This is a genomic window from Anaeromyxobacter soli, assembly GCF_022808855.1.
GTDB lineage: Bacteria > Myxococcota > Myxococcia > Myxococcales > Anaeromyxobacteraceae > Anaeromyxobacter > Anaeromyxobacter soli.
On sequence record NZ_JAKZLF010000001.1, the window covers coordinates 246,597 to 273,319 of the forward strand.

Annotated in this window: 21 protein-coding genes; 10 read left to right on the forward strand and 11 right to left on the reverse strand. The window is 74.7% G+C overall.

Features of this window, described 5'->3' with window-relative positions; genetic code table 11:
- Window positions 1–518 precede the first annotated feature (518 nt).
- A complete protein-coding gene (locus MLV88_RS01010; protein WP_242339694.1) occupies window positions 519–1,847 on the forward strand; it encodes an L-lactate MFS transporter in 1,329 nt (442 codons plus the stop codon).
- A 210-nt stretch (window positions 1,848–2,057) separates the two neighbouring features.
- Here MLV88_RS01010 and MLV88_RS01015 read toward each other — a convergent pair whose 3' ends face one another.
- The 3 genes from MLV88_RS01015 to MLV88_RS01025 form a co-directional block, all read right to left on the reverse strand.
- Complete coding sequence (locus MLV88_RS01015; RefSeq protein ID WP_242339697.1) at window positions 2,058–3,686, reverse strand: peptide chain release factor 3; 1,629 nt, start codon at window positions 3,684–3,686, stop codon at window positions 2,058–2,060.
- 148 nt (window positions 3,687–3,834) lie between these two features.
- Window positions 3,835–5,112, reverse strand: a complete 1,278-nt coding sequence (locus tag MLV88_RS01020; RefSeq protein WP_242339699.1) for an ABC transporter ATP-binding protein — start codon at window positions 5,110–5,112, stop codon at window positions 3,835–3,837.
- An 8-nt stretch (window positions 5,113–5,120) separates the two neighbouring features.
- Window positions 5,121–6,854 (reverse strand): ABC transporter permease subunit, encoded by a 1,734-nt coding sequence (locus MLV88_RS01025; protein ID WP_242339701.1) that lies wholly within the window; start codon window positions 6,852–6,854, stop codon window positions 5,121–5,123.
- 144 nt (window positions 6,855–6,998) lie between these two features.
- On the opposite strand from MLV88_RS01025, the gene hemF reads away from it, so the two are divergent.
- Both hemF and MLV88_RS01035 read left to right on the forward strand, forming a co-directional pair.
- Window positions 6,999–7,859 carry an oxygen-dependent coproporphyrinogen oxidase gene (gene hemF / locus MLV88_RS01030; RefSeq protein ID WP_242339735.1) on the forward strand — a complete coding sequence of 287 codons (861 nt, stop codon included), beginning with the start codon at window positions 6,999–7,001 and terminating at the stop codon, window positions 7,857–7,859.
- 187 nt (window positions 7,860–8,046) lie between these two features.
- Window positions 8,047–9,516 carry a hypothetical protein gene (locus MLV88_RS01035; RefSeq protein ID WP_242339703.1) on the forward strand — a complete coding sequence of 490 codons (1,470 nt, stop codon included), beginning with the start codon at window positions 8,047–8,049 and terminating at the stop codon, window positions 9,514–9,516.
- Window positions 9,517–9,531: 15 nt separating this feature from the next.
- Here MLV88_RS01035 and arsN2 read toward each other — a convergent pair whose 3' ends face one another.
- Together arsN2 and MLV88_RS01045 are read right to left on the reverse strand one after the other, a co-directional pair.
- Complete coding sequence (gene arsN2 / locus MLV88_RS01040) at window positions 9,532–9,993, reverse strand: arsenic resistance N-acetyltransferase ArsN2 (protein WP_242339705.1); 462 nt, start codon at window positions 9,991–9,993, stop codon at window positions 9,532–9,534.
- A complete protein-coding gene (locus tag MLV88_RS01045) occupies window positions 9,990–10,415 on the reverse strand; it encodes a YbaN family protein (RefSeq protein ID WP_242339707.1) in 426 nt (141 codons plus the stop codon). The genes arsN2 and MLV88_RS01045 overlap by 4 nt, the downstream gene beginning before the upstream one ends.
- 154 nt (window positions 10,416–10,569) lie before the next feature.
- On the opposite strand from MLV88_RS01045, the gene pdxH reads away from it, so the two are divergent.
- From pdxH to MLV88_RS01075, 6 genes are all read left to right on the forward strand, one after another.
- Window positions 10,570–11,154 carry a pyridoxamine 5'-phosphate oxidase gene (gene pdxH, locus MLV88_RS01050; protein ID WP_242339708.1) on the forward strand — a complete coding sequence of 195 codons (585 nt, stop codon included), beginning with the start codon at window positions 10,570–10,572 and terminating at the stop codon, window positions 11,152–11,154.
- Between the two features lie 14 nt (window positions 11,155–11,168).
- On the forward strand, window positions 11,169–11,450 hold the full coding sequence (locus tag MLV88_RS01055; RefSeq protein WP_242339710.1) for a YciI-like protein: 282 nt from the start codon (window positions 11,169–11,171) through the stop codon (window positions 11,448–11,450).
- Window positions 11,451–11,669: 219 nt separating this feature from the next.
- Complete coding sequence (locus tag MLV88_RS01060) at window positions 11,670–12,932, forward strand: ABC transporter substrate-binding protein (RefSeq protein ID WP_242339712.1); 1,263 nt, start codon at window positions 11,670–11,672, stop codon at window positions 12,930–12,932.
- Window positions 12,929–13,804 carry a carbohydrate ABC transporter permease gene (locus tag MLV88_RS01065; RefSeq protein WP_242339714.1) on the forward strand — a complete coding sequence of 292 codons (876 nt, stop codon included), beginning with the start codon at window positions 12,929–12,931 and terminating at the stop codon, window positions 13,802–13,804. The genes MLV88_RS01060 and MLV88_RS01065 overlap by 4 nt, the downstream gene beginning before the upstream one ends.
- Complete coding sequence (locus tag MLV88_RS01070; protein ID WP_242339717.1) at window positions 13,801–14,604, forward strand: carbohydrate ABC transporter permease; 804 nt, start codon at window positions 13,801–13,803, stop codon at window positions 14,602–14,604. Before MLV88_RS01065 ends, MLV88_RS01070 begins: the two co-directional genes overlap by 4 nt.
- Complete coding sequence (locus MLV88_RS01075; RefSeq protein ID WP_242339719.1) at window positions 14,601–15,626, forward strand: ABC transporter ATP-binding protein; 1,026 nt, start codon at window positions 14,601–14,603, stop codon at window positions 15,624–15,626. The genes MLV88_RS01070 and MLV88_RS01075 overlap by 4 nt, the downstream gene beginning before the upstream one ends.
- A 16-nt stretch (window positions 15,627–15,642) precedes the next feature.
- On the opposite strand, the gene MLV88_RS01080 is transcribed toward MLV88_RS01075, so the two are convergent.
- The 3 genes from MLV88_RS01080 to MLV88_RS01090 form a co-directional block, all read right to left on the reverse strand.
- Window positions 15,643–16,998 carry an anaerobic C4-dicarboxylate transporter gene (locus tag MLV88_RS01080; protein WP_242339721.1) on the reverse strand — a complete coding sequence of 452 codons (1,356 nt, stop codon included), beginning with the start codon at window positions 16,996–16,998 and terminating at the stop codon, window positions 15,643–15,645.
- A 246-nt stretch (window positions 16,999–17,244) separates the two neighbouring features.
- Window positions 17,245–18,657 (reverse strand): sigma-54-dependent transcriptional regulator, encoded by a 1,413-nt coding sequence (locus MLV88_RS01085; RefSeq protein ID WP_242339723.1) that lies wholly within the window; start codon window positions 18,655–18,657, stop codon window positions 17,245–17,247.
- The gene (locus MLV88_RS01090) at window positions 18,654–20,378 is read right to left on the reverse strand and encodes a transporter substrate-binding domain-containing protein (protein ID WP_242339725.1); all 1,725 of its coding nucleotides are present in this window, start codon (window positions 20,376–20,378) and stop codon (window positions 18,654–18,656) included. Before MLV88_RS01090 ends, MLV88_RS01085 begins: the two co-directional genes overlap by 4 nt.
- A gap of 205 nt (window positions 20,379–20,583) precedes the next feature.
- Between MLV88_RS01090 and MLV88_RS01095 the strand changes: the two genes are divergently transcribed.
- Window positions 20,584–20,901 carry a carboxymuconolactone decarboxylase family protein gene (locus tag MLV88_RS01095; protein WP_242339727.1) on the forward strand — a complete coding sequence of 106 codons (318 nt, stop codon included), beginning with the start codon at window positions 20,584–20,586 and terminating at the stop codon, window positions 20,899–20,901.
- A gap of 73 nt (window positions 20,902–20,974) precedes the next feature.
- Here the strand turns inward: MLV88_RS01095 and MLV88_RS01100 are convergent, their stop codons facing one another.
- Genes MLV88_RS01100 through MLV88_RS24415 form a run of 3 tightly spaced genes read right to left on the reverse strand, consistent with a single transcriptional unit; the run spans window position 20,975 to window position 26,678 of the window.
- Window positions 20,975–24,334 carry an efflux RND transporter permease subunit gene (locus MLV88_RS01100; protein WP_242339729.1) on the reverse strand — a complete coding sequence of 1,120 codons (3,360 nt, stop codon included), beginning with the start codon at window positions 24,332–24,334 and terminating at the stop codon, window positions 20,975–20,977.
- Window positions 24,331–25,332, reverse strand: coding sequence for an efflux RND transporter periplasmic adaptor subunit (locus MLV88_RS01105; protein ID WP_242355808.1), 1,002 nt, complete (start codon window positions 25,330–25,332; stop codon window positions 24,331–24,333). Before MLV88_RS01105 ends, MLV88_RS01100 begins: the two co-directional genes overlap by 4 nt.
- Entirely contained in the window at window positions 25,329–26,678 is a 1,350-nt protein-coding gene (locus tag MLV88_RS24415) for a TolC family protein (protein WP_242360730.1), read from the reverse strand. Before MLV88_RS24415 ends, MLV88_RS01105 begins: the two co-directional genes overlap by 4 nt.
- Window positions 26,679–26,723 lie beyond the last annotated feature (45 nt).

The following is a 26,723-nucleotide window of genomic DNA, read 5'->3' on the forward strand; positions in this document are numbered from 1 at the left end:
CCCCGCGCCGGCGCCCCGGCGGGCTCCCGGCGCGCGCCGGGTCGCGGCTCGAGATCGGCCGTTTAGAGCGCGCGACCGGCACGCCGGTCCGCGCCGCGGCCGCCTCCGGCGCGACCCCGGACGCGCCCGCAGGGGCGTGACGAGCGGCCGCACGCGAGCCGAGTCGGCGTCACGCCGCCCTCCGGGGGAGCGACGAACGATTTGCGTCTTCGGAAGATTCTGCGTCTTCGGAAAACAATCTGCGCGTGTGGACGCACCATTGTGCGCGTCCAATGGGGCGCGACGAAACAACTGCGCGGCAAGCGATCCGGCATCTCTCTCCCGCGCCTTCGGGTCGCACCCGACGAGCCAATGTCGCCTTCGCCGTTCGCGCATATGGTGCACCTCACCGGTCGATATGCACCCCGCGCGATAGGTGACACACGCGCCGCCCCCGTGCTCTTTTCGCCACGCCTGCGGCCCCGAAAACATCGCGAGCCTGCGACAGCTCCGGCCCGGCCGCCTCTAGGAGATCAAACATGTCACGACGCGGATGGATCGTCGTCCTCGCCGGCACCGGCCTCAACCTCGCCCTCGGCATCCTCTACGCCTGGAGCGTCTTCTCGAAGCAGCTCGTCGAGTCCGTCGAGCGAGGCGGGTTCGGCTGGACGAAGACCGCCGCCACGCTGCCCTACACGGTCGCGATCGCGTGCTTCGCCCTGATGATGGTGCCGGCCGGCCGCCTTCAGGATCGGCTGGGGCCCCGCGTCGTCGCGTCCGCGGGCGGCGTGCTCACCGGCCTCGGCCTCATCGTCGCGAGCTTCGCCTCTGCCGAGACGACCTGGCCCGCGCTGCTCGGCTTCGGGCTCCTCGGCGGGACCGGCTTCGGCCTCGGCTACTCGGCGACGACGCCGGCCGCGGTGAAGTGGTTCCCGCCCGCGAAGAAGGGGCTCATCACCGGCATCGTGGTGGGCGGCTTCGGCCTGGCGCCGGTGTACATCGCGCCGCTCTCGAAGTACCTCATCGCCTCCTACGGCGTCGCCGGCGCGTTCCGCATCCTCGGCATCGCGTTCCTCGTGACGGCGACCGGCTTCGCGCAGCTCGTCGCGAACCCGCCCACCCCGCTCTCCCCCGCGAAGGCGGCGGCGAAGGCGGGCGTCGGCCCCGATCGCACGTGGCAGGAGATGGTGCGCACCCCCACGTTCTGGTCGCTCTGGATCCAGTACGCCTGCGCCGCCACCGCCGGTCTCATGATCATCGGCCACATGGCGAAGATCGTCTCCGTGCAGTCGCAGAACTCCATCAAGGTCGGGTTCGTGTTCGTCGCGCTGCTCGCCATCTTCAACGCGAGCGGCCGCATCGTGGCCGGCATCATCTCCGACTACATCGGCCGCGTGGTCACCATCGGCCTCGTCTGCGTGCTGCAGGCCGTGGCGATGATGTTCTTCGCGAGCTTCTCCACGATCGCGACCTTCATCCTCGGCTCGGCGGTGGTCGGCTTCAGCTACGGCGCGTGCCTCTCGCTCTTCCCCGCGACGGCGGCCGACAACTGGGGCACGAAGAACCTCGGCCTCAACTACGGCATCCTGTTCACGGCGTGGGGCGTGGGCGGCGTGCTCGGCCCGACGCTCGCCGGCAAGATCGCCGACCAGACCGGCTCGTACGCCGGCGCCTACGGCATGGCCGCGGTGCTGCTCCTCGTGGCGGTGGTGCTCGCCATGCTGAGCTACGTGAGCATCTCGGTGAGCATCCCGGAGAAGGAGGTCCGCATCCGCATCGGCCGCCGGGCGGCGAAGCGCGAGGAGGCCCCGGCCGTCTTCCCGCCGCAGGCGCGGGCTGTTGCCGGCGCGGACGCGCGCTCCATGTAGCTGCGGCGCACGATCCCGGGCCTGCGACGGGCGTCCTCGCTCCTCGCGCCTGCGGCGTACGGAAGCAGTACGCCTCGGCGCTCGTCGCTGTGGGTGCCCGTCTCGGCTCCAGTCTCGTGCGCCTCGCCACCGCGGGCGGGGCGGATTCACCGAAAGTAACCCGCCGCCCGCCCCGAGCTCCTCGAGGGGCGAGCGGCTCTTTCTCGTCCATCAGGCCGCGCGGACGACGACGCCGCTCGCGGTCTCCGCGAACCGCAGCTCCGGGTGGAGCCGCTCCGCCGTGCGGAGCGCCCACTCGCGGTCGAAGAGCACGACGGGCCGGTCCCGCACGTCCAGCACGAGGAGGCCCTCCACGCCGCTCGGGAAGTCCTCGACGTCGATGGCCTTCCCGTCGGCGCGGCTCACCCAGCGCGCGAGCTGGTAGGGCACCGCCTCGACGCGGACCTCGACGCCGTACTCCGACTCGAGGCGGTACTTCACCACCTCGAACTGCAGCTGCCCGAGCGCGCCCAGCACGAGGTCGCCGGCGCGGCCCGCGGGCGGCCGGTAGAGCTGCACCGTCCCCTCCTGGGCGAGCTGCTCGATGCCCCGCGCGAACTGCTTGCGGCGGAGCGGGTCCACGAGCGCGAGGCGCCGGAAGTGCTCGGGGGCGAAGCTCGGGATGCCCTCGAACATGAACCGGGAGCCGCCGGTCAGGGTGTCGCCGATCTCGAGCGCGCCGGTGTCGTGGATGCCGACCACGTCGCCGGGGTAGGACTCGTCGACGATGGTGCGATCGCGCGCCATGAACTGCGTCGGCGTCGCGAGCCGCACCTCCTTGCCCGAGCGCACGTTGTGGACCTTCATGCCCCGCGTGAGGCGGCCGGAGCAGATGCGCAGGAAGGCCACGCGATCCCGGTGGGCCTTGTCCATGTTCGCCTGGATCTTGAAGACGAACCCGCTGAACTCGTCCTGCGCCGGCGCGACGGGCCCCTGGTCGGACTCGCGCGGGCGCGGCGGCGGCATGAGCTCGATGAACGTGTCGAGGAACGCCTCGAGGCCGAAGTTGTTGACCGCGCTCCCGAAGAACATCGGCGAGAGCTCGCCCGCCTCGAAGCGCGCGCGATCGAAGTCGTCGCCCGCCGCCTCGAGCAGCTCGGCGTCCTCGCGGAGCCGGGCATAGCCCGCGTCGTCGAGGGCCTCCCGGACGGCGGGATCGTCGATGCCGCTGACCTCCACCGGCGGACGCTCGGCGCCCACGCCCGCGGAGGAGCCGGAGTGCGCCGGGTCGAAGAGGTACACCCGCCGCGCGACGCGGTGGTAGACGCCGGCGAAGGTGCCGCCGCGGAACACCGGCCAGGTGATCGGGTAGACGCCGATGCCGAGGACGCTCTCCACCTCGCCGATGAGCTCGAAGGGCTCACGGCCGGGCCGGTCCATCTTGTTCACGAAGGTGAAGATGGGGATGGCGCGCTGCCGGCAGACCCGGAACAGCTTGCGCGTCTGCGCCTCGACGCCCTTGGCCGAGTCGAGGAGCATCACCGCCCCGTCGACGGCGTGGAGCGTGCGATAGGTGTCCTCGCTGAAGTCGGCGTGGCCGGGGGTGTCGAGCAGGTTCATCTGCATCCCGCGATACGGGAACTGCAGGACGCTCGTGGTGATGGAGATGCCGCGCTCGCGCTCCATCTCCATCCAGTCGCTCACCGCGTTGGCGCGGCCGCGCTTCGCCTTCACCGCGCCCGCGAGCTGGATGACGCCGCCGTAGAGGAGGAGCTTCTCGGTGAGCGTCGTCTTGCCCGCGTCGGGGTGGGAGATGATCGCGAACGTGCGCCGGCGGGCGGTCTCGTGCTGGACGGTCATGGTCGGGGGCGCGCGACCGGGCGGCCAGCGCGCCGGCGGGTCGTAACAGCCCGCGCCGCGCGCCGTCAAGGCGCTGGCGCGGGCGGACCCCGGGGGCCCCCCGGCCGATCCCCGGGCGAGCGGCCATCCCGGATCCGCGCCGCGGCCCTCAGGGCGCGGTGAGCACCTGCGCCGCGGCGTCGTGGACGAAGAGGCCGCCGTAGCTCGCCCAGGACACGAACCGCTCGAACACCGCCTCGAAGTCCTCGCGCGGCGCGGCGACCGCGATGAGCTCGAGCACGAAGTCGCGCTCCACCCGGCCGCCGGGGCTCCGGGCGATGGCGTCCTGCACCTGCCGGAAGAGCCCGAGGCCCAGGAGGCGCTCGCGCCAGATCGCGCGCCGCTCCGCGTCGGGCGCCCGGACGAAGCGCTGGCCGAGCGGCGCGAGCACCACCGCCCGGCGGGGCGTGTCGACGAGATCGAGGAGCTCGGCGGCGTTGACCGCGTTGATGGTGCGGTCGAACCGGCTGTCGGTCTCGGCGGCGATGCGGAACACGTCCTCCCGCCCGCCGCGCGCGTCCAGGTACTCGACGAGGCCGATCACGTCGCCCGCGCTCGCGTCCGGGAGCGCCTCCACCGGCGCGCCCCCGGCGGGCACGTCCGGCATCTCCATCCCGGTGATGACGTCGTGCAGCCGGTCGACGAGCTGCGCGAGCCCCGGCGAGCGGTAGTCGCGCGGGCGCGGGAGCGGGTCGTCGATCACGGCGCGGACCCGGCCCGGGTTGGCGTCGAGCACGACGATCCGATCGGCCATGTACACGACCTCGGGGATGTCGTGGCTCACGAGCACGATCGCGCTCGGGCGCCGCTCCGCGGCCGCCCAGATGTCCAGGATCTCGGCGCGGAGCGCCTCGGCGGTGAGCGCGTCCACCTGGCTGAACGGCTCGTCCATGAACAGGAGCTCCGGCTCGAGCGAGAGCGCGCGGGCGGTGCCGACCCGCTGCTTCATCCCGCCGGAGAGCTCTCGCGGGTAGGCGTCCGCCACCTCGGCGAGGCCGACGAGCCGCAGCGCGCGCTCGGTCCGCGCTGGGACCTCGGCGGGCGGCGTCCCGGCGGCGCGGAGCACCTCCGAGACGTTCCGCGCCACGGTCATCCACGGGAAGAGCGCAGCGCCCTGGAACATGAACCCCACCGCCGGGTTCACGCCGCGGAGCGGCGCGCCGCGGAAGCGCACCTCGCCCCCGGTGGGCGCGAGGAGCCCGGCGAGGACCCGCAGGATCGTCGACTTCCCGCAGCCCGAAGGGCCGAGGAGCGCGAGCACCTCGCCCGCGCGGACCTCGAGGTCCACGTCCTCGAGCACGCGGCGCGGCGGTCCGTGCGGCTGCGGGAACTCGACGACGAGCCTCCTCAGCTCGCACAGCGGTCCGTTCGCGGCGTTCGCGGCCATGCCCTCCCCTACCTCTGGAGCGAGAAGCGCTCCTCGGCGACCCGGCCGAGCGGGCGCCACACGAGCCGGTTGAACACCACGACGGTGACCGCCATCACCGTCACCGCGGCCGCGAGATCCGCGAGCCTCGCCTCCGCGGCGGCCCGGCTGATCGCGGCGCCGAGCCCGGGCGCGACGAGGGTGTCCCTCCCGATCGCGACGTACTCCGAGACGATGCTCGCGTTCCAGGCGCCGCCCGCGGCGGTGACCCAGCCGGTGACGAGGTACGGGAACACCGCCGGCAGGTAGAGCGCGCGGAGCCGCTGCCAGCGCCCGAGCCGGTAGGCGCGCGAGGCCTCCTCGAGATCCGAGGGCACCGCCTGCGCGCCGGCGATCACGTTGAAGAGCACGTACCACTGGGTGGCGAGCGTCATGAGGAGGACGCTCGCGACGCCGAGGCCGACGCCCGCCGCGCGGAGCGCGAGGACCACCGCCGGGAAGAGCATCGGCGCCGGGAACGAGGCGACGACCTGGACCGCCGGCTGGAGCACGCGTGCGAGCCGCGGCGAGCGCCCGATCGCGATGCCCGCCGGCACCGCCCAGAGCGTCGCGAGCGCGACCGAGGCGAGCACGCGGCCGAGCGTGATCGCCGCCTCGCGGCCCACGCCGATCCAGGCGGACGCGCTCTCCGCCCGGAGGAGCTGGACGAGGCGCAGCCCGCCCACCGCGAGGACGCCGAGCAGGAGGAGGAACAGCGCCGGGGAGACGAGCGGCAGCGCCGCGGCGACCGCGCGCGGTGCGCGGCGGGGCGGGCGAGGAGGGCGTCGCCGGCGACGGAGGGCGGCGGCGAGCCGCGAGCGGCGCAGGAGGTCGTACACCCAGGAACGCGCCGGCAGGGCGGCGCCGCCCTCGTCCAGCCGGAAGCGCTCCGACCACGCGACGAGCGGCCGCCACACGAGCTGGTCGAGCAGGACGACGAGGAGCGCCATGGCGACGACGCTCGCGATCATGGCGCCGCCGTCCCCGCGCTGAACGGCGACGCTCATGTACGCGCCGATCCCGGGGAGGCGGAAGTCCCGGTCGCCGAGCACGAACGCCTCGCTCACCATGAGGAAGAACCAGCCGCCCGCCATGCTCATCATGCTGTTCCAGACGAGCCCGATGGCGGCCGCCGGCAGCTCGAGCGCGCGGAAGCGCCGCCACGCCGAGAAGCGCCCCCAGGCGGCGACCTCGGCGAGCTCCTTCGGCACGCTCCTCACCGCGCGGTAGAAGCTGAACGTCATGTTCCAGGCCTGGCCCGTGAAGATCATGAGGATCGCCGCGAGCTCGAGGCCCACGCGCGAGCGCGGGAACGCGGCGACGAGCGCGAGGACGAGCCCGGGCATGAAGCCGAGGACCGGGATGCTCTGGAGCACGTCGAGGAGCGGGACGAGGACGCGCTCCGCGCGGCGATCCTTCGCGGCCCAGTACCCGTAGCCGATGGAGAAGACGAGGGAGAGCGCATAGGCGGCGACGCCGCGGAGCAGGGAGTAGAGCGCGTAGCGCGGGAGCGCCGCGACGGAGAGGTCGATCTCGACGGCGGCGCGGAGCCCGCCACCGGCCAGGTGGCCGAGCCGCACGAGCCCGACCGCCGCGCCGGCGACGGCGAGGAGGAGCGCCGCCTCGATGGCGCGCGGCCGGTGCGAACGGTCGAGGAGCGCGCTCGCGGCGCCGAACACCCGGTTCACCCGATCCCGCATCCCCCGCCCCGCGCTCCCTTTCACGGACGCGCCTCGCGACATCAAGGCACGAGACGGTGCGTGCGTCCCCGCCCCCGCCGGGAGGTGGCACCGCGCGGGTCCGCGCGGCATCTCGTCGCCGTGCCCACGCCCGCCCCGCCCGAAGCGCTCGACCGCCTCTACGCCGACATGGTCGCGTTCACGCGTGCCACCCAGGACGCCCTCTGCCGCGAGCTCGAGCGCGTGGACGGCGCGGCGCGCTTTCGCGAGGACGCGTGGGCGCGGCCGGGCGGCGGCGGCGGGATCTCCCGCGTGCTCCAGGACGGCGCCGTCTTCGAGAAGGCGGGGGTGAGCTTCTCGGACGTGCACGGCGCGCTCTCCCCCGACTTCGCCCGCAGGGTGGGAGGCGAGGGCGTCGCGTTCGCCGCGACCGGGCTGTCCGTCGTCATCCACCCGCAGAGCCCGATGGTGCCGACCGCGCACATGAACGTGCGGATGATCCGCCGCGGGGAGGCAGGCTGGTTCGGCGGGGGGGCGGACCTCACGCCCTACTACCTGTTCGACGAGGACTGCGTCCACTTCCACCGCGTGATGCGCGAGGCCTGCGAGCGGCACGCGGCGGGGAGCCACGCGCGGCTCAAGCGCGCCGCGGACGCCTACTTCCACCTGCGCCACCGCGGGGAGCACCGCGGCGTGGGCGGGATCTTCTTCGAGGACACGGGGGGCCCGCTCGAGCGGGACCTCGCCTTCGCGAAGGACGTCGCGTCCGACTTCCTGGCGGCCTACGTGCCCATCGTCGAGCGGCGCCGCGCGGAGCCGTACGGCGAGGAGGAGCGGCGCTGGCAGGAGATCCGCCGCGGACGCTACGTGGAGTTCAACCTCGTGCTCGACCGCGGGACGGTGTTCGGGCTCGAGACCGGCGGGCGCACCGAGTCGATCCTGATGTCGCTGCCGCCGCGCGTCCGCTGGGTGTACGGCCACGAGCCCGCCCCGGGCAGCCGCGAGGCGGCGCTCCTCGAGGTGCTCCGCACGCCGCGCGACTGGGTCTGACCCGGAGGCGCGAAGATCGAGGGCCGCTGTGAGGGACGGTGCGCAGCGGTGGTCCCGCTTCGCCCACGATATCCCGACGCGCCGCGGCGGCGCGGACGTCACGCCGGTCGCGGACTTGCCCAGCGAGGCGGCTTCCCCGTAGCGTGGGCTCGCCCGGCCGCCCGGCCGGCGCCCCGGAGATCCCCGCATGACGCGCCGCTCGCTGTCGCTCCTCGCCCTGGCCCTGGCCGTCGCGCTCGCGTGCGCCGCGCACGAGAAGTCCGGCGACCGCGCCGCCGCGCTCGGCGACTGGAAGACCGCCGAGCGCGAGTACGCGGCGGCGGTGCGCAAGGATCCGTCCAAGAAGGAGCTGCAGGACAAGTACCGGCAGGCGCGCGCGGCCGCGCTGGAGGACGCGACGAGGCGGGCGCAGGCGTGCGTCGCGGCGCGCGACTGGGAGTGCGCGTTCTCCGAGTCCGACTACGCGCTCGCGCTGGAGCCGACGAGCGCGGCGCTCGCGACCCTGCGGCGCGACTCCGGCCGAGAGGTGGGCTACCTCCGGCTCCGGCGCGCGCAGGAGTCGGCGAGCGGGCGCGACTGGGCCACGGCGCTGCAGCTCTTGGAAGGCGCGCGCGCGGCGACCGACGACCCGGGCGTCGCGGCGGAGGCCCGGCGGGTGGAGCCGGGCGTGGTGCGTGGCGCGGTCGACGCGGCGGAGCGCCACCGCGCGGCCCGTCAGTTCCCCGAGGCCATCGAGCTCCTCACGCGCGCGGCGCGGGTCGACGCGAGCGTCACCCCCCGGCTCGACGCGGTCCGCGCCGAGCACGAGCGCTGGAAGGACGCGGAGTCCGAGCGGTACGCGGCCGAGGGCGACGCGCTCCTCGCGAAGCGTCGCTTCGCGGAGGCGAAGGCGAGCTACGACGCCGCCCTGAAGCTGCGCCCGAACGGCCGCGCCCAGCCCCGCGCGCGCTGCGCCGGGCTCCTCGCCCAGGGCGACGAGGCGCTCCGGCGGCGCGACTTCTCCGGCGCCGAGCGGGCGTTCGCCGAGGCGGCGGCGCTCGAGGCCGACGGCGGCATCGCCCTCGCCGAGCTCGACCGCGTCAAGGTGCGCCCCTACGCGGTGCGGCTCCGGTCCGTCCTCGTCCGCCCCACGCGGCCGGACGGCTGGCCCTGGGCGGGCAGCCGCAGCCTCGAGCTCGACCGGGCGCTGACGCGCCTCGCGAAGCACACGGAGGGTAGCGCCCAGTCGCCGACGGGCGTGGCGCTCGACCTCGCGCGCCGCATCCCGCACGCCAACCAGCCGAACCTCGTCGTGACCCTCGCGCTGCCCGACGGCCGCGCCTTCCAGAGCGCGCCGCGGCGCGGCGTCTACGCACTCCTCGAGGGCAGCGTCGTCGTCGCGGCGAACGCGTACGACGAACGGACGATCTCGCTGCGGGTGGTGACCGACGAGGGCGGCGGCCGGATGACCGACGTCGGCCTCGTCGCGTTCCGGCTGGCGGACCTCGTGGCGAACGGCGAGGTGGCGCTCTCGGGCGGCTCGGTGACGGAGCTGCGCCTCGAGGCGGACGTCGCCGACAGGCCGGACGGGACGTTCACGGGGCTCACGCAGATCGGCGGACCGGCGACGCCCGCCGCCCAGCCCGTCCCCGCCCCGCCGCCTGCGCCCCACCGCTAGAAGGCGGTCCGGCGGTCAGCCGAGGCGCCGGATCATGCAGACCGCGCTCGCCGGGCAGAGCGCGTCGAACTCCGGGCTCGCCCGGACCTCCGCCGGGACCGCGCTCCTCTCGATGCGCGCGTAGCCGGCGCGGGCGAACAGCCCCTCGGCGGTGGTGGTGAGCAGGTACACGGTCCGGGCGCCGAGCTTGCGCGCCCGCTCGAGCGCGCGCGCGTGCAGCGCCACGCCGAGGCCCTCTCCCCGACGCGACGGTACGACCGCGAGGGAGCGGAGGAGGACGTCGTCCCCGTAGCGCTCGAGCGCGACGCAACCCACGAGCGCGCCGCCCGGCGCACGCGCCACGAGGAAGACCTGGTTCGAGGCGCCAACGTCCGCCTCGGGGAGGTTCGCCTGCGCGAGGAGCGCGCGGAGCTGAGGAAGATCCGCCGCCTCTGCCTCCTCGAAGCGCACGTCCATGTTCTCCTCCACGCCGTTCATCGAGTGGGACCTCGCGCGGCCCGACTCGGGATCCGCGCGACGAAGACGAGGCCCGCGAGCATCACCGCCGCCATCGCGGCGAGCGCGTACCCGGGGACGCTCAGGGCGAACGTGGCGTACACGAGGCTCGCGGCCATCGAGCCCGCCGCGACGAGCTTCACCCAGAGCGGGAGGGCCCGCTCCCGCTGCCAGCGCTGCAGGGGAGGCCCGAACACGCGGTGGTGGTAGAGCCAGCGGTGAAACCGCTCCGAGCTCGACGAGAACGCCCACAGCGCCACGAGCATGAAGGGCGTGGTCGGGACGAGCGGGAGCACCGCTCCGACGACCCCCAGGACGAAGCAGGTCCAGCCGAGGACGAGCAGGAGCCAGCGGCGATGGGGGCCCGGGCGAGCGGTCGCGCGGTCGAGGGAGGAGGCGGGCACGGCCGTCTAATTGGCGGAGGATGGGCGCAGGCGCAAGGGGATGCGGCGTAAGGGGATCGGGGTCGGGGGCGGGTCGAGGTCGCACCCGGGTCGAGGTCGAGGTCGCGGTCCTCCACCCGTCGCGCTCGCCCGCGCCCGGTTATGCTCCCGCGCGATGCCCGATCCGCTCGACCCCATCGCCCGCTTCCACGCGGCCCTCGCCCGGGCCGCAGGCGCCTCGAGCGCCGACCCCACCGCGGCGGCCCTCGCCACCGCCGACGCGAGCGGGAGGCCTTCGGTCCGGATCGTCCTCGTGAAGGAGGTCGGCGCGGAGGGGTTCGCGTTCTTCACGAACCGGGAGAGCCGCAAGGGGCGAGAGCTCGCGGTCAATCCGCGCGCGGCGCTCTGCTTCCACTGGCCGGCCATCGGCGAGCAGGTGCGCGCCGAGGGGGAGGTGGCGCTCCTCGACGACGCCGCCTCGGACGCCTACTTCGCCACGCGCCCGCGGGCGAGCCAGCTCGGCGCGTGGGCCTCCCGTCAGAGCCAGCCGCTCGCGTCGCGCGCGGTCCTCGAGGAGGCGGCCCGGGCCGCCGAGGCGCGCTTCGCCGGCGCCGACGTCCCGCGTCCGCCGTTCTGGGGGGGCTACCTGCTGCGACCCGATCGGATCGAGTTCTGGGTCAGCGCCGACGGCCGGCTCCACCACAGGACCCTGTTCACGCGCTACGACCGAGGCTGGACGACGTCGCTCCTCAACCCCTGACACCGGAGGTGCCCATGCCGCTCTACGCGCTCGTCTACGACACCATCCCCGACTACCTCGCGCGGCGCGCGCCCCACCGCCCGGAGCACCTCGCGCTCGCGGAGCAGGCGCACCGCGAGGGCAAGCTCGTCCTCGCGGGTGCGTTCGATCCGCCCGAGGGCGCGCTGCTCGTGTTCCGGGGCGACGGCCCCGAGAGCGCGGAGGCGTTCGCGCGGGCCGACCCCTACGTCCGGAACGGGCTCGTCACCTCGTGGCGCGTCCGCGAGTGGAAGGTGGTCGTCGGCGCGCTCGGGTGACCGCGGTCCCGACTCGGCCCCCAGGGCTCGCGGCGAGCGCCCCGCCCTGCCCCCGCTGGAGCGCGCGTCCCGGCCCGCGCCCTCGAGCCTCGCGGGCTTCGCTCTCGAGATCGCGGTGCGGAGCGGGATCCTGGTCCGGGGGCGTGCACCGACCCCCCGACCCGGGCCGCACCCGCGGGATGCTCCGCCCGAAGCGCCCACCCCCGTTACGCTCCCCGCGTGAGGCCGTCTCCCCGCGCCCTCGTCCCGGTCCTCCTCTGCGCCGCCCTGGCCGCGGGGTGCCGGTCGCACGAGGGGGACGCCCGCGGGGCGCAGCGCCTCGTCCTGCGCTACCAGCCGCTCGGCCCCGACCCGGCTCCGTTCCGCGCGCTCGTCGCGGCCTTCGAGCGCGAGAGCGGCGTGGAGGTCGAGCTGCAGGCCCTCCCCAACGCGGCCGATCTGGCCCACCAGCTCCTCGTCACCTCGCTCGGCGCGGGCGGCGAGGACGTGGACGTGCTCGTCCTCGACGTGGTCTGGGTGGCCGAGCTCGCGCGGGCCGGGTGGCTCGCCGATCTCTCCGACGCGTTCCCGCCCGCGCGCGTGCGGGAGGAGTTCCTCGCCGGTCCTGCGGGCGCCGTCGTCCAGGGCGGCCGGACGTACGCGGTGCCGTGGTACGTGGACGTGGGGCTCCTCTACTACCGCACCGACCTCGTCCCGGAGCCGCCCCGCACCTACGCCGCCCTCGCGGCCGCGATCCGCGCCGCGCAGGCGGAGGCGCCCGGGATCGCGGGCTACCTGTGGCAGGGACGGCAGTACGAGGGGCTCTCCTGCAACTTCTTCGAGGCGCTGTGGGGGTACGGCGGCACGGCGCTCGACGGCGAGCGGCTGCGGCTCGACTCGCCCGCCGCGCGCGAGGCGCTGGATCACCTGCGCGGGCTCGTCGCGGACGGGCTCTCCCCGAGGTCGGTGGTGACCGCCGCGGAGGAGGACGCGCGGCGGGCCTTCCAGGAGGGCCGCGCCGTGTTCATGCGCAACTGGCCCTACGCGTGGCCGCTCCTGCAGGATCCCGCCTCGCCGGTCCGCGGACGGGTCGGGGTCGCGTCCCTCCCGGGCGCGGAGGGGCCCGCCCCCGGCGCCCTCGGGGGCTGGCAGCTCGGGATCTCCTCGCGCGCGCCGGCGGCGCGCCGCGCCGCGGCGGCCCGGCTCGTCGCGCACCTCACCTCGCCCGACGCGAACGCCGTCCTCGCCATCGCCTACGGCCGGAACCCCGCGCGGCGCGCCTCGTACGAGGATCCGCGCATCCGCGCGGCGGCGCCGTTCATCGCCGCGCTGCTCCCGCGCGTCGAGGCCGCGCGCGCGCGCCCGGTCACGCCCTACTACATGCTCGCCGGCGACGCGCTGCAGGGGGAGCTCTCCGCGGCGGTCTCGGGGTTGCGCTCGCCCGCGGAGGCGCTCGCCCGCGCGCAGGCGCAGGCGGACGCCATCGCCGGGGTGGCGCGGTGAGCGCGCGCGGGGAGCGGCGCGTGGGCGCGGCGCTCGTGGCGCCCGCGGGGGCGGCGCTCGCGCTCGTCGCGCTCGGGCCGCTCCTCGCCACGGCCTGGCTCTCCCTCCGGCACCGCGTCCCGGTGCTCGGCGAGGACCACTTCGTCGGGCTCTCGAACTACCGCGCGCTCGCGCACGACGCGCGCTTCCTCGGCGCGCTCGCCAACACCGCGTACTTCACCGCGGTCGCGGTCGGCCTCGAGCTCCTGCTCGCGCTTCCGCTGGCGCTCGCGCTCCACCACGCGGGGCGGGGCCGCGGCGCGCTCCGCGCGGCGGTGCTCGTCCCGTGGATCCTCCCCACGGTCGTCGCGGCGAAGCTCTGGGCGCTCCTCCTCCAGCCGGACCTGGGGCTCCTCGCCAGGCTCTGGCCCGACGGCGCGGGGGCGGTGCTCACGCGGCCGCGCCTCGCGCTGCACGCCGCGATCTTCGTTGACGTCTGGAAGACGACCCCCTTCGTCGCGCTCCTCCTGCTCGCCGGCCTCCAGGCGATCCCGGAGGATCTCGCCCGCGCGGCGCGGGTGGACGGCGCGTCCGCGCTCCGCGTCTTCCGCTCGATCACGCTGCCGCTCCTGCGCCCCGCGCTCCTGCTCGCCCTGCTGTTCCGCAGCCTCGACGCCTTCCGCGTGTTCGACGTCGTCTTCGTCCTCACCGAGGGCGGGCCCGGCCACACGACCGAGCCGCTCTCGCTCTACGCGTACCGGACGCTCCTCCGCGCGGGCAGCTTCGGGCTCGGCGCGGCGATCTCGCTCGTCACGTTCCTGGGCGTGGTGGCGATCGGCCTCGCGTGGCTCTCCGCCCTCGGCGAGCGGAGCCCGGGGGAGGCGCCGCCATGAGCCCGCGCTCCGCGTGGACGATCGCCCTCCCCTACCTCGCGTTCTTCCTCCTGCCGCTCGGCTGGCTCGCGCTCACCTCCTTCTGGCCCGACGCGGAGCTCGCGCGGCCGCTCCCCTCGCACCTCACCCTCGAGAACCACGCCGCCGCGCTCTCCGGCGGCGGCCTCGCGCGCGCGGTCCTGAACTCGCTCCTCGTGAGCGGCGCCACCGCGGCGCTCGCCCTCGCGCTCGCCGCCCCGGCGGCGTTCGCCGTCGCGCGGCTCGGCGTGCGCGGCGGCCGGGCGCTCCTGGGCGGCGCGCTCGCCATCTCCATGTTCCCGCCCATCGCCACGGCGGCGCCGCTCTACACCGCGCTCCGGGCGGCGCGGCTCCTCGACACGCTCCCCGGGCTCGTCGCCCCGTACACGAGCTTCTCCGTGCCCCTCGCGCTGTGGCTCCTCACGGGGACCTTCCGCGCCCTGCCAGTCGAGCTCTACCGCGCCGCGCGCGTGGACGGGTGCACGCCGCTCGGCGCGTTCCGGCGGGTGCTCCTCCCGCTCGCCGCGCCAGGGCTCGCCACGGCGGGGCTCCTCGTCTTCGTGTTCGCCTGGAACGAGCTCCTCTACGCCGTGACGTTCCTCACCTCCCCCTCGCGCCGCACCGTGCCGGTCGCGCTCGCGCTCTTCGGCGGGGAGTTCCGCGATCCCTTCGTCGTCCTCGCGGCGGCGTCCACGCTCGCCACGGCGCCGGTCGTGGCCATCGCGGTCCTGTTCCAGCGGCGGGTGGTGGCGGGGCTCACGGCCGGCGCGGTGAAGGGGTGAGCGTGGCCGCGCGCCTCGAGCTCGAGTCGCTCGCGAAGTCCTACGGCGCCGTCCCGGCGCTGCGCGGCGTGAGCCTCTCCGTGGGGGACGGGGAGCTCGTCGCGGTGGTCGGTCCCTCGGGCTGCGGAAAGTCCACCCTCCTGTCGCTCGTCGCCGGCCTGGAGGCGCCGGACGCCGGCGTCGTCCGGATCGACGGGCGCGTGGTCAACGACCTCTCCCCGCGCGAGCGCGACGTCGCGATGGTCTTCCAGAGCTACGCGCTCTACCCGCACATGACGGTGCGCCGGAACCTCGCCTTCCCGCTCGCGGTGGCCGGCCGCCCGCGCCGCGAGATCGCGGCGCGCGTGGAGGAGGTCGCGGCGCTGCTCGGCCTCGCGCCGCTGCTCGACCGCCGCCCCGGCGCGCTCTCCGGCGGGCAGCGGCAGCGCGTCGCGCTCGGCCGGGCGCTCGTCCGCCGCCCGAAGGTCTTCCTGCTCGACGAGCCGCTCTCGAACCTCGACGCCGCCCTGCGCCTCGGCGTCCGCGCCGAGCTGAAGAAGCTGCACGAGCGGCTCGGCGCGACGTTCGTGTACGTCACGCACGACCAGGCCGAGGCGATGACGCTCGCCGACCGCATCGCGGTGCTCCGAGACGGCGCGCTCGAGCAGCTCGGGACGCCGCGCGAGATCTACGGCGCGCCCGCGACGGCCTTCGTGGCGCGCTTCGTCGGGACGCCGCCCGTGAACCTCGTCGCGCCGGAGGTGCTCGGGCTCCCGGCCGGCCCGGCCGACGTGGCGCTCCGGCCCGAGGACCTGCGGGTCTCTCGAGACGCCGCGGCGGGCGGCCTCGAGGCGCAGGTCTGGCTCGTCGAGCCGATGGGCTCCGAGACGTGGGTGACGGTGGAGCGCGCCGGCGCGCGGCTCGTCGCGCGCTGCGACGCCGGGTTCGAGGCCGCCCCCGGCGCGCCGGTGCGGCTCGCGTTCGACCCGCGGCGGGTGCACCGGTTCGACCGGGCGACCGGACGGCGCGTGGAGACCGGGTGACGGGGCGCACGGAGCACTAGAACGCGATCTTCGAGAGCCCGTACGAGACGAACGTCGAGACCGACACGCCGATGAGGCCCGGCATCATGAAGCTGTGGTTGAGCAGGTACTTCCCGATGCGCGTGGTCCCGGTCCGGTCCATGTTCATGGCGGCGATGTCGCTCGGGTAGAACGCGAAGAAGAAGTACGCGTAGCTCGCGGGCAGCAGGCCGAGCATCAGCGTCGCCGGCAGCTTCAGCGCCATGCCGAACGGGATCATCACCGTGAGCGTCGCGGCCTGGCTCTTCACGAACGCGGACACGCAGAACATCGCGAGCGCGAAGGTCCACGGCGCGAACTGGACCATGTCGCCGATCTTCGAGACGAGGAGCGACTTGTTCGCCGAGACGAACGTGTCGCTCATCCACGCGATGCCGAAGATCGACACGACGGCGACCATGCCCGCGGTGAACACGGAGGACTTCGCGATGTCCGCTGCCTTCACGTTCGTCGCGAACAGGATGATCGCGCCGAAGGCGAGCATGACGACCTGCACGATCGTCGTCATGGGGACGGGCTTTCCGCCCACGAGCGGGACGATCTGCGGCAGCGCGAGCCCGGCGCTCGCGGCGGTGTCGCGCAGCGCGAGCAGCACGATGAACAGCACGCCGCCGAAGAAGAGCGCGACCGAGAGCTTCGCGGTCCTGGGCAGCTCCTTCCCGAGCGTCGTCACGGAGACGTCGAGGGACTCCCTGAACGCGGGGCTGTCGAGCTTCGCGAGGAACTCCGGGTCCTGGTAGAGGTCCTTCCCGCGGTTGAGACTCCAGAGCGACGCAGCGATCACCCCGACGATGCCGGCCGGGATGGTGATCTTGAGGATGTCGTAGATGGTGACCGGCGTGCCCATCTTCGCCGAGTAGCCGAGGAACGTGGTCACCGCCGCCGCGACGGGGCTCGCGGTGATGCCCATCTGGGCGGCGACGCTGGAGACGGCCATGGGGCGCTCGGGCCGGGTCTTCGTGCGCACCGCCACGTCGGAGATGACGGGCAGGAGCGCGTAGACGGCGTGCCCGGTCCCGACGCACATGGTGAGAACGAACGTGCAGAGCGGCGCGAGCAGGGTCACGTACTTCGGGTGGGCGCGCAGGAGCCGCTCGGCCATCTGGACGAGGTAGTCCAGGCCGCCCGCGACCTGCAGCGTCGCCGACGCGGTCACGACGGCGAGGATGATGAGCATCACCGCGACGGGCGGCTCGGAAGGCGCCGCCCGGAACAGGAACACGAGCACGGCCACGCCGAGGCCGCCGATCATCCCGAGCGCGACGCCACCCTTGCGGATGCCGAGCAGGATGGCGCCGAGCACGAGCGCGAACTGGATCCAGAAGATCGTCATGGGGTCTCCCTCGGGCCGGCTCTCGCGCCGGCCCGAGGGAAGCGAGAGCACGCGCGGTGCCGGACGGCCGCCGCGCGCAACCGCCCGAAACGCCGGGGCTTCTTCGCCGGCGGGTTCGTGAATGGTCATGCGCCCGCTCATGCCTGCGGCGCCGACGGCCCAGAGACGTTCCGTGATCTCGCCCGGTTGCGCGCGCGATGCGCGGGCGCACGACCATACGCCGGCGCATGCCCATTCGCGGGGGCGCTATCCGCCTCGTGCTGCCTTGAGGCGCCTCGACAGCGCGGATTGAGTGATGCCGAGGAGGCGCGCAGCGATCGTCTGGTTGCCTCCGCTGCGGGAGACGGCCTCCCGCACGAGCAGGTCGACGGCGTCGTGGATGGTCGGCAGCGGGTCGACGCCTGCGAACGGATGCTCCCCCTGCGCCGCGACGCGCGCAGGCGCCGGGCCGCCGCCGCGCTCCATCGCCCGGAGGAACGTCTCCATGGACAGGATTCGCCCGGGGTGAAGGCTGACCGCGTCGTAGGTCATCGCCTTCAGCTCCCGGATGTTGCCCGGGAAGGCGTAGGTGGAGAGCAGGATCGGGAGCTCGCGCGGCGCGGTGGGCTTCTTGAGTCCGAGCTCGCGCGCGGATTCCGCGAGGAAGTGCTCGAGCAGCAGGGGCACGTCGCCCTTGCGCTCGCGAAGCGGCGGGATCCGGACCTGGTGCGTGGCGAGCCGGTAGTACAGGTCGCGGCGGAAGGCGCCGGAGTCCTGCTTCGCCGCGAGGTCGTGGTGCGTCGCGACGATCAGGCGCGCCCGGAGGCGCTTGGGGCGATCGCTGCCCAGCGGGAAGTACTCGCCCTCCTGCACCAGCCGGAGCAGCTTCACCTGCGAGGCGACGGCGAGGTCGCCGATCTCGTCGAGGAAGAGCGTCCCATCCGCCGCGGCCTCGATCATCCCCGGCCGCGCCTGGTCCGCGCCGGTGAACGCGCCGCGGGCGTGCCCGAAGAGGGTGTCGGCGAAGATGGCGTCGTCGAGCCCTGCGGCGTTCACCGCCACCATGGGACCGGGTCGACCGGAGAGCGCGTGCGCGGCGCGCGCGACGAGCTCCTTGCCCACGCCGCTCTCGCCCTGCACGAGCAGCGGTCGCGGGCTCCGCGCCACGGCCTCGACGTAGGCGAACACCGCGTGCATGGCGCGGTCTCTGGTCACGATGGCCTCGAACGCCTCGGGGTGCTTCGGCCCGCCGGAGAGGACCCGGCTCGCCATCTCGCGGTTCTCGCCCTCCAGCTCCAGCATCCGCACCGCGCGCAGGACCCCGCCGACGAGTCGATCCTCCTCCTCCGTCTTCACGAAGTACTCGAACGCGCCGGCCTTCACGCACCGCACCGCCGTCTCGACCTGGTTCATCCCGCTGATCACGATGACCATCACCTCCGGGTGATCGGCGGCGATGCGCGCGAGCAGATCCTCGCCCGAGACGTGCGGCATGTTGAGGTCGAGCAGGACGAGGCCGAACGGCCGCGCGGCGAGCAGGCCCGGCACCTCGCGCGCGTCCTGGCACGTCTCGACGTGATCGATGCCCGCGCGGCCGAGCGCGACGCGGAGCGAGCGGAGCCAGGCCGGCTCGTCGTCCACCGCGAGGATGGGAAAGGACGGATAGGTGCCGGTGGTCATGCGGCGCGCTCCTCGGGGACGACGGGCAAGGTGACCACCACGGCCGTCCCCCCGCCGGGAGGCGACCGGAACTCCAGCGCGCCCCCGTGCTCCTTCACGATGGCGGCGGACACCGAGAGCCCGAGCCCGGTCCCGCCCTGCTCGCGCTTGGTGGTGAAGAAGGGGTCGGTGAGGCGGGAGCGGTGCTCGGGCGGGATCCCCACCCCCTCGTCCTGGACCGTGACGCGCGCCACGCCCGCGGCGCGGTCGTGCTCCGTGTTCACGCGGATGGCGCGGTCGGGGGCGGGCAACGCTTCGCAGGCGTTCAGGACGAGGTTCACCACCACCTGCTCGATCCGCTGGGCGTTGCCGCGCACGCGCGGGAGCGGATCGGCGAGCGTCAGCTCGAAGCGGCGGGTGGCCTTCCGGATCCGAGCGTCGAGGAGCCGCACCGCGGCGCGCACGATCGCGTTGAGGTCCACCGGCTCGAGGCGGGGCGCGTCCTCGCGTCGCGCGAAGTCTTTCAGGTCCTCCACGATCCGCTTGATGCGCCGCGCCCCCTCGAGCATCTCGTCGAGCATGCCCGGCAGCTCCTCGCGCATCTGCGAGTAGCGGAGCCCCGCCAGCATGAAGTCGCCCTCCTCCTGGAAGCGCCGCTCGAAGAGCTCGAGCGCGTCGAGGTAGACGTCCTTCAGCACGGGCATGTTGAGCAGGATGTAGCCGTTCGGGTTGTTCACCTCGTGCGCGACGCCGGAGACGAGCACGCCGAGCGCCGCCATCTTGTCGGCCTGGACGAGCTGGGCCTGGTTGTCGCGCAGGAGCTCCATGGCGCGCTCGCGCTCGCCGATCTCGCGCGCGAGCGACGCGGTCCGGGCTGCGACCTCGCGCTGCAGCGAGCGCGACCACAGCACCGTGCCGCCGAGCACCAGGAGCAGCGGCACGAAGACGACCGCGCCGTACTTCACGAACGTCCACCAGGTGACGCCCGGCTCGAGCACGCCCAGCCACCGCTCCCGGATCTGATCGTAGCGGCCGGTCTGCTTCAGGATGGCGAGCCCCTCCTCGATGCGGGCGAGGAGCGCCGCGTCGTCCTTCCGGACCGCGTAGCCGTAGCGGTGCGCGGCGACGTTCCGAGCGACCGGGACGACGTTGGTGAGCCGGAGCTGCCGCGTGATGTACGTCCCGGGCAGCGCGGCCACCACCGCGTACTCCCCCTGGCCCGAGGCGAGCAGCCGGAGCGCGTCGGCGGGGGTGTCGGTGCGGAGCAAGGTGTCGCCGAGCCCGAGCGCGGTGAGGTGCTCGTCCATGATGCCCGCGCGGTGGACGGCGACGGCGTGGCCGCGCAGCTCCTCGAGCGACCCCACCGGAGGAGTCCCCTTGCGCGCGAAGATGGCGTGGTTCACGAGGGTGTGCGGCGGGGAGAGCGCGAGCCGCCGCGCCCGCTCCTCCGACCACGACATCCCCTGCAGCGCGTCGATGCGACCTTCGTCGAGCGCCTGTCGCATCTCCGACCAGCCGCCGAGCCGGACCTCGACCCGGAGCCCCATCACCTCGGCGATGGCGCGGGTCAGGTCGACGTTGTACCCGGCGGGATTCCCGTGCTCGTCGATGAACTCGTAAGGCGGGTAGTCGCGGTCGCCGCCGAAGACGAGGACCGGCGCGGGCGCCGCGTCGGCGAGCGCCGCGCCCGCGAGGGTCACGAGGACCGCGCCGGCGATGCAGCGGAAGAGGCGAGCCGTCATTCGTGTCGATTATCGCGCAGTCGTCGCCACGCCGGTCGCGCCGTCTGACGGGCTGCGAGACCCGGGGGACGGTGGAGCGCGCCGCTCGGCGGCTCGGCCGAGCGGACGGGGAGGGCCGCCCTTCCGGGGCTTCCGCCTGCGCCCGCGCGCAGGCGGCGTCCACATCGTTGTACGAAGGCGCGAACTCCGACCCGCGAGGTGACCGATGGCCCAGAAGCTCCCCGAGAACTTCCTCCGCTTCAAGAGCTCGCACCCCGACGTCTACGCCGCGTTCGAGGAGCTGGGCCGGCGACTCCACGAGAGCGGGCCGCTCTCGGAGCGCGAGCGCCGCCTCGTGAAGCTCGGGATCGCGGTGGGCCTCGGCACGGAGGGCGGCGTCCACTCCGCCGTCCGGTTCGCGACCGCGGGCGGCTGCTCGCGCGAGGACCTCGCCCACGTGGTCCGGCTCGCCATCACCACCATCGGCTGGCCCCGGGCGCTCGCCGCGATGAGCTGGGTGGAGGACAAGGTCGAGGAAGAGTAGAAGCAGCGCACCCCCCGCCAGCGCCGGCTGGTCGGCGCGAGCGGGGGGCGCGCCTGCGGCGCCCGGCGCTCCGTCAATACACGTCGGTGCCGGTCGCGAGCGCCGCCTCGAGCGGCGGCGAGGGCCGGCGCTCCTCCTCCTCGACGGTGCGGCCCCGGGCGCCCTCGCGCTGCAGCTCGGCGGCGCGCCCGTGCCGGGCGAGCATGTAGTAGAGGACCGGGACCGCGTAGCGCGAGAGCAGGGTCGCCGCGACCGCGCCGGCCATGAGCGCCACCGCGAGCCCCTGGAAGATGGGGTCCGCGAGCATCACCGCGCTGCCGACGATCACGGCGAGCGCCGTGAGCGCCATGGGGCGGAAGCGGACGAGCACCGCCTCCTCCACCGCCGCCGCGAGCGGCATCCCCTCGCGCAGCTTCAGCTCCGCGAAGTCCACGAGGATGATGCTGTTCCGCACGACGATCCCCGCCCCGGCGATGAAGCCGATCATGCTCGTCGCCGTGAAGAAGGTCCCGCCGAGCGCGTGCGCCGGCAGGATCCCGACGAGCGACAGCGGGATCGGCACGAGGATCACGATCGGCATCGTGAAGCTCTGGAACCAGCCGACCATGAGCACGTAGATGAGCAGCATCACCGCCGCGAAGGCGAGGCCGAGGTCGCGGAAGACCTCGAGCGTGATGTGCCACTCCCCGTCCCACTTGATCGCGGGCGACTCGGTGTTGGCCGGGTGGGCGAGGCCGTAGCGCGCGACCGGCTCGCCGCGATCGCCGCGGAGGCCTTCGAGCTTCTCGTCGAGGGCGAGGAGCGCGTAGAGCGGGCTCTCGATCTCTCCGGCCAGGTCGGCCGTGACGTAGGAGACCGGCATCAGGTTCTTGTGCTGGATCTCGGGCGCCTCGCGGGTCCGCTCGACGCGGACGAGCTCGGAGAGCGGCACCTGACCGCGCGCGCCCGGGACGGTGAGCGCGAGGAGGGTGTCGAGCCGGGAGCGCTGCGCCGGCGCGAGCTGGAGGACGAGCGGCACCTGCGCCGCGCCGCGCTCGACGTGGAACGCGCCGAGCGGCGCCCCGTAGCCCGCCGCCGCGAGCGTCTGCACGACGTGCGCGGGCGCGACCCCGTGGAGCGCCGCCTTCTCCCGATCCACCGCCACGACGAGCTTGGGGGCCGTGGGGTTGAGCGTCGAGTCCACGTCCACCACGCCGGGCACCGCGCGGAACGCCTCGCGCACCTCGCCGGCGATCCGGTCGCGGGTCGCCGCGCTCGGGCCGTAGACCTCGGCCACCATGGTGGCGAGCACCGGCGGACCGGGCGGGATCTCGACCACCTTCACGCGCGCGTCGCGCGACCTCGCGAGGGCCTCGATCTCGGGCCGCACCCGCACCGCGATGGCGTGGCTCGAGGCGTCGCGCTCACCCTTCGGCACGAGGTTCACCTGCAGGTCCACCTGCTCCGGCGCCTCGCGCATGAAGCTGTGCCGCACCATGCCGACGAAGGTGAACGGCGCGGCGACGCCCGAGTGGAGCTGCACGCTCTCGACCTCCCGCTCGGCGAGGAGCCGGCGGGCGACCCGCTGGCCGAGGGCGAGGGACTCCTCGCGGGCGGCGCCCGCGGGGAGATCGAGCTGGACCTGGAACTCCCGCTTGTTGTCGAACGGGAGCATCTTCACCTTCACCGCGCCGGTGAAGAGCAGCGCCGTCGCCGCGAGGAGCAGCACGGCGACCGCGGCGAGGAAGCCGACGCGGACCCTCCCGGTCCCGAGCAGCCACCGCACGACGCGGCGATCGGCGCGCGCGAGCCGCCCCTCGGGCGCGGTCTCCGGGTTGGCCGAGGGCAGGTCGCGCTCGGGCTCGGGCGCGTCCCGCGCCGGATCCGAGGGGTGGAGGCCGCTCGCGTCGGTGTCCGGGAGGTGCGCCTCCTTGCGGAAGATCTTCATCGCCGCCCAGGGGCTCACGACGAAGGCGATGACGAGCGAGAAGACCATCGCCACGCTCGCGCCCACCGGGATGGGCCGCATGTAGGGGCCCATGAGCCCGCGGACCATCGCCATCGGCAGGATGGCCGCGATCACCGCCACCGTGGCGAGGATGGTGGGGTTCCCGACCTCGTCCACCGCGTCGAGCACGGTCTGCGCGAAGCTCCGGCGCGGGCCGGGCAGGTACATGTGGCGGTGGATGTTCTCGACCACCACGATGGCGTCGTCGACCAGGATGCCGATCGAGAAGATGAGCGCGAACAGCGTGACGCGGTTCAGCGTGTAGCCGTTCAGGTAGGTGAGGAGCAGCGTCAGGGCGAGCGTCACCGGGACCGCGACCGCCACGACGAGCGCCGAGCGCCAGCCCATGGCGAGGAGGATGAGGGCGATGACCGAGAGCGTCGCGATGAGGAGGTGCTCGATGAGCTCGTTCGACTTCTCCCCCGCCGTCTCGCCGTAGTTCCGGGTGACCGTCGCGTCGACGGCGGCGGGGATGAGCCCGCCGCGCAGCGCGTCCACCTTGGCGACCACCCGCTCCGCGAGCTCGGTCGCGTTCGTCCCGGGCCGCTTCGCCACCACCACCGTCGCGGCCTGCTCGAAGCCGGGCCGCTCCTTGGACGCGGTGAGCACCACGGCGGGCTCGGGCTCGGGGCCGTCCGTCACGCGGGCCACGTCCTCGACGTAGAGCGGCCGTCCGTCGCGCACCGCGACCACGACGCGCCGGAGCTCCTCCGCCGACCGCGCGAACCCGCGCGCCTCGATCTCGACGCGGGCGCCGCCGTCGACGAGCGCTCCGGCGGGGAGCTGCGCCTGGGCGGACTGGAGCGCCTGGTGCAGCTCGCCGATGGAGACGGACAGCGTGCGCAGCCTCGCCGGATCCGGCTCGATGCGCACCACGCGCCGCGCGCCGCCCTCCACGCGCACCTGCGCGGTGCGCTCGACGTCGGAGAGCTCCCGGGCGACCTGCTCGGCGAGCTTGCGCAGCTCGCCCGCCGGGAGCGCCTCCTGGGCGTGCAGCGTCACGGTGAGGAACGGGACGTCGTCGATGGTGAGCGCCCGGACGACGGGCGGCATCGTGCCCTGCGGGAGCAGCTCCGGGTGCGCCCCGAGCTCCTGGTGGACCTTCACGAGGCTCGGCTCGAGCGGCTCGTTCACCTTGAACCGCACGGTGATGAACCCGGCGTTCGGCCGGCTCGTGCTGTAGAGGTACTCCACGCCGGGGATGCCCCACAGCCGGCGCTCGAGCGGCGTGACGACCTGGCTCTCCACCTCGGAGGGCGTGGCGCCCGGGAAGGGCACCATGACGTCGACCATCGGGACGATGATCTGCGGCTCCTCCTCGCGCGGCGTGAGCGACACGGCGAGCACGCCGAGCAGGATCGACGCGAAGACGATCACCGGCGTGAGCTTCGACCGCAGGAACGGGCGCGCGAGGCGCCCGGCGAGACCGTAGCCCTGCTCCTTCACGGCTGCACCTCCACCGGCTCCCCGTCGCGCAGCGGGCCCGGGGCGTCGATCACGGTCTCGCCGGGCCGGAGCCCGGCGCGGACCGAGAAGCCGTCGCCGGTCGCCTCGCCGAGCGAGAGCCAGCGCAGCTCGGCCTTGCCGCCCGCGGCCACGAACACGCCGGTGAGATCGCCCCGCTCGACGAGCGCGCTCCGCGGCACCCACGCCCCGTGCGCGCCCTCCGCCGCGCCCGGCACCTCGAGGCGCGCGAACGCGCCCGAGCGGAGCTCGCCGGTGACGTTCCGCACGCGCGCGCGAACGCCGCGCCGGTGCGAGACCGGGTCGCCGCCGGGCGTGAGGGCGGTGATCTCCGCCTGCCCCTTCGCGTCCCCCGAGACGAACGGGAGCGCTCGCCCGAGCGCGAGCCCGGCCGCCTCCGACTCCGTGAGGCTCGCCTGGAGCTCCAGCGTGTCGCCCTCGAGCTCGAGGAGCGGCTGGCCGGGGCCGACCATGTCGCCCGCCGAGACGCGGCGCGCCTGGATGGTGCCGGCGAACGGCGCGCGGATCTGGGCGTACTCCAGGTTGGCGCGCGCGGACGAGAGGGCCGCCTGGGCCTGGGCGCGCTGGGAGACGGCCATCTCGAGCTCGGAGGGCGTCGCCGCGCGCTCCGCGGCGAGGGCGCGGATGCGCTTCTCGTGGGCGGCGGCCGCCGCGTGGCCGCTCTCGGCCGCGGCGAGCGCCCCGCGCAGGTCGGAGGCGGAGAGGGACACGAGGAGCTGCCCCTGCTTCACGCGCTGGCCCTCCTCGACGTGCAGCGCCGAGACGTGCGCGGCGATCCGCGTCGAGAGGGTCGCGCGCCGGGCCGCGATCACGTTCGCGGGGACCAGGTGGCCGCCCGTGGGCGTCGTCTCGCCGCGGACGGGCCGGACGCGCCGCGGGGAGGCGGCCTCGGCGGCGGGCGAGGCGGAGACGAGCGCGGGCGCGAGCAGCGCCAGCGCGGCGAGTGCGGCGATCTTCATGGCGTGATCCCTTCGATGGGCAGGTTGAGCGCGAGCGCGAGCTGGGCGCGCGCGACGCGCGCCTCGAGCCGGCTCGCGAGGAGCAGGGCGCGGGCGCCGGCGAGGCCGGCCTCCGCGTCGAGGACGTCTGTGAGCGGGAGGAGTCCCTGGCGATGCCGCGCGGCGCGGAGGTTCCGCGCCGACTCGGACGCCGCGACGGCCTCCTCGCCGGAGCGGATCCGGGCGTCGGCGGTCTCGATCGCCCGGCGCGCCTCCCCGACCTCGCGGGCCGCCTGCCGCTCGCGCCAGACGAGGGCCTCGTCCGCGGCGCGGGCCCGCGCCTGCGCCGCCCGCGCCCCCTGGGCGTCCGCGAGCGACAGGTCCCAGCGCAGCATGAGGCCGAGCGTCGTCCAGCTGCCCCCGCGCGAGAGGTCGCTCCCCTCGCGCATCGTCTCGGCGCTGGCCTGCGCGAACAGCGACGGGAGCAGGCTCCCGCGCGCGACGGAGACGCCCGCGTCCGCGGCGTCGCGCTGGAGCCGCGCCGCGACGAGGTCCGGTCGCTCCGGCGGCGGCGGCGCGTCGGCCGCGGCGGGCAGCGGCGGCAGGGCCGCGACGGGGGTCGCGAGCTCGGCCGTCCCGACCGCGTCGCCGGCCACGAGCGCGAGCCCGGAGCGGGCGGAGGCGCGACGCTGGAGCGCGGCGGCGCGCTCGGCCTCCGCCTGGGCGCGGAACGCGGAGGCGCGGGCGAGGTCCGCGTCGAGCGCGAGCCCCTGCGCGTTCCGCTGGCGCACGAAGCGCTCGGTCTCCTTCGCCTGCGCGAGGAGGTCCTCGGCGTAGCGGACGCCCTCCTCCGCGACCTGCGCGCCGAAGTAGGCCTCCACGACGGCGGCGGCGGTCTCGAGGCGGCGGCGCTCGTGGCTCGCCGCCTCGGCGCCGGCCATGGCGCCGGCGGCGCGCGAGCCCGCCGCCACGCGGCCCCCGGTGAAGACCGGGAGGTTGAGGGCGGCGCTCGCCCCCCAGCCCCCCACCGCGTCGGGGTGGTTGAGCCGCGCGGGATCGAAGTCCGCCTGGCCGATGCGAGCCTGGTCGAGCTTCAGCCCGAAGGCCATCATCGGCTCGTCGGTGCGGACGCCGCGGCCGGAGAGCGAGAGCGTCGGGAGGTGTCCGGCGCGGGCGCGCGCCGCCTCCGCGCGCGCGGCCTCCACCTGGGCGGACGAGGCCTTGAGGCCGGCGTTCTCCTGCCAGGCGGCGCGGATCGCCTCCTGGATGGTGACGGGCGATGCCCCGGCGGCGCCGGCGGGGAGCGCCGCGAGCGCGGCGAGCGCCGCGAGGGCGAGCCCCTTCCACGTGAGCGGATGTCTTTTCACAGGCGATGCGAGCCGTCATCGCGTGAAAAGTTTCGGCAGCGAGCT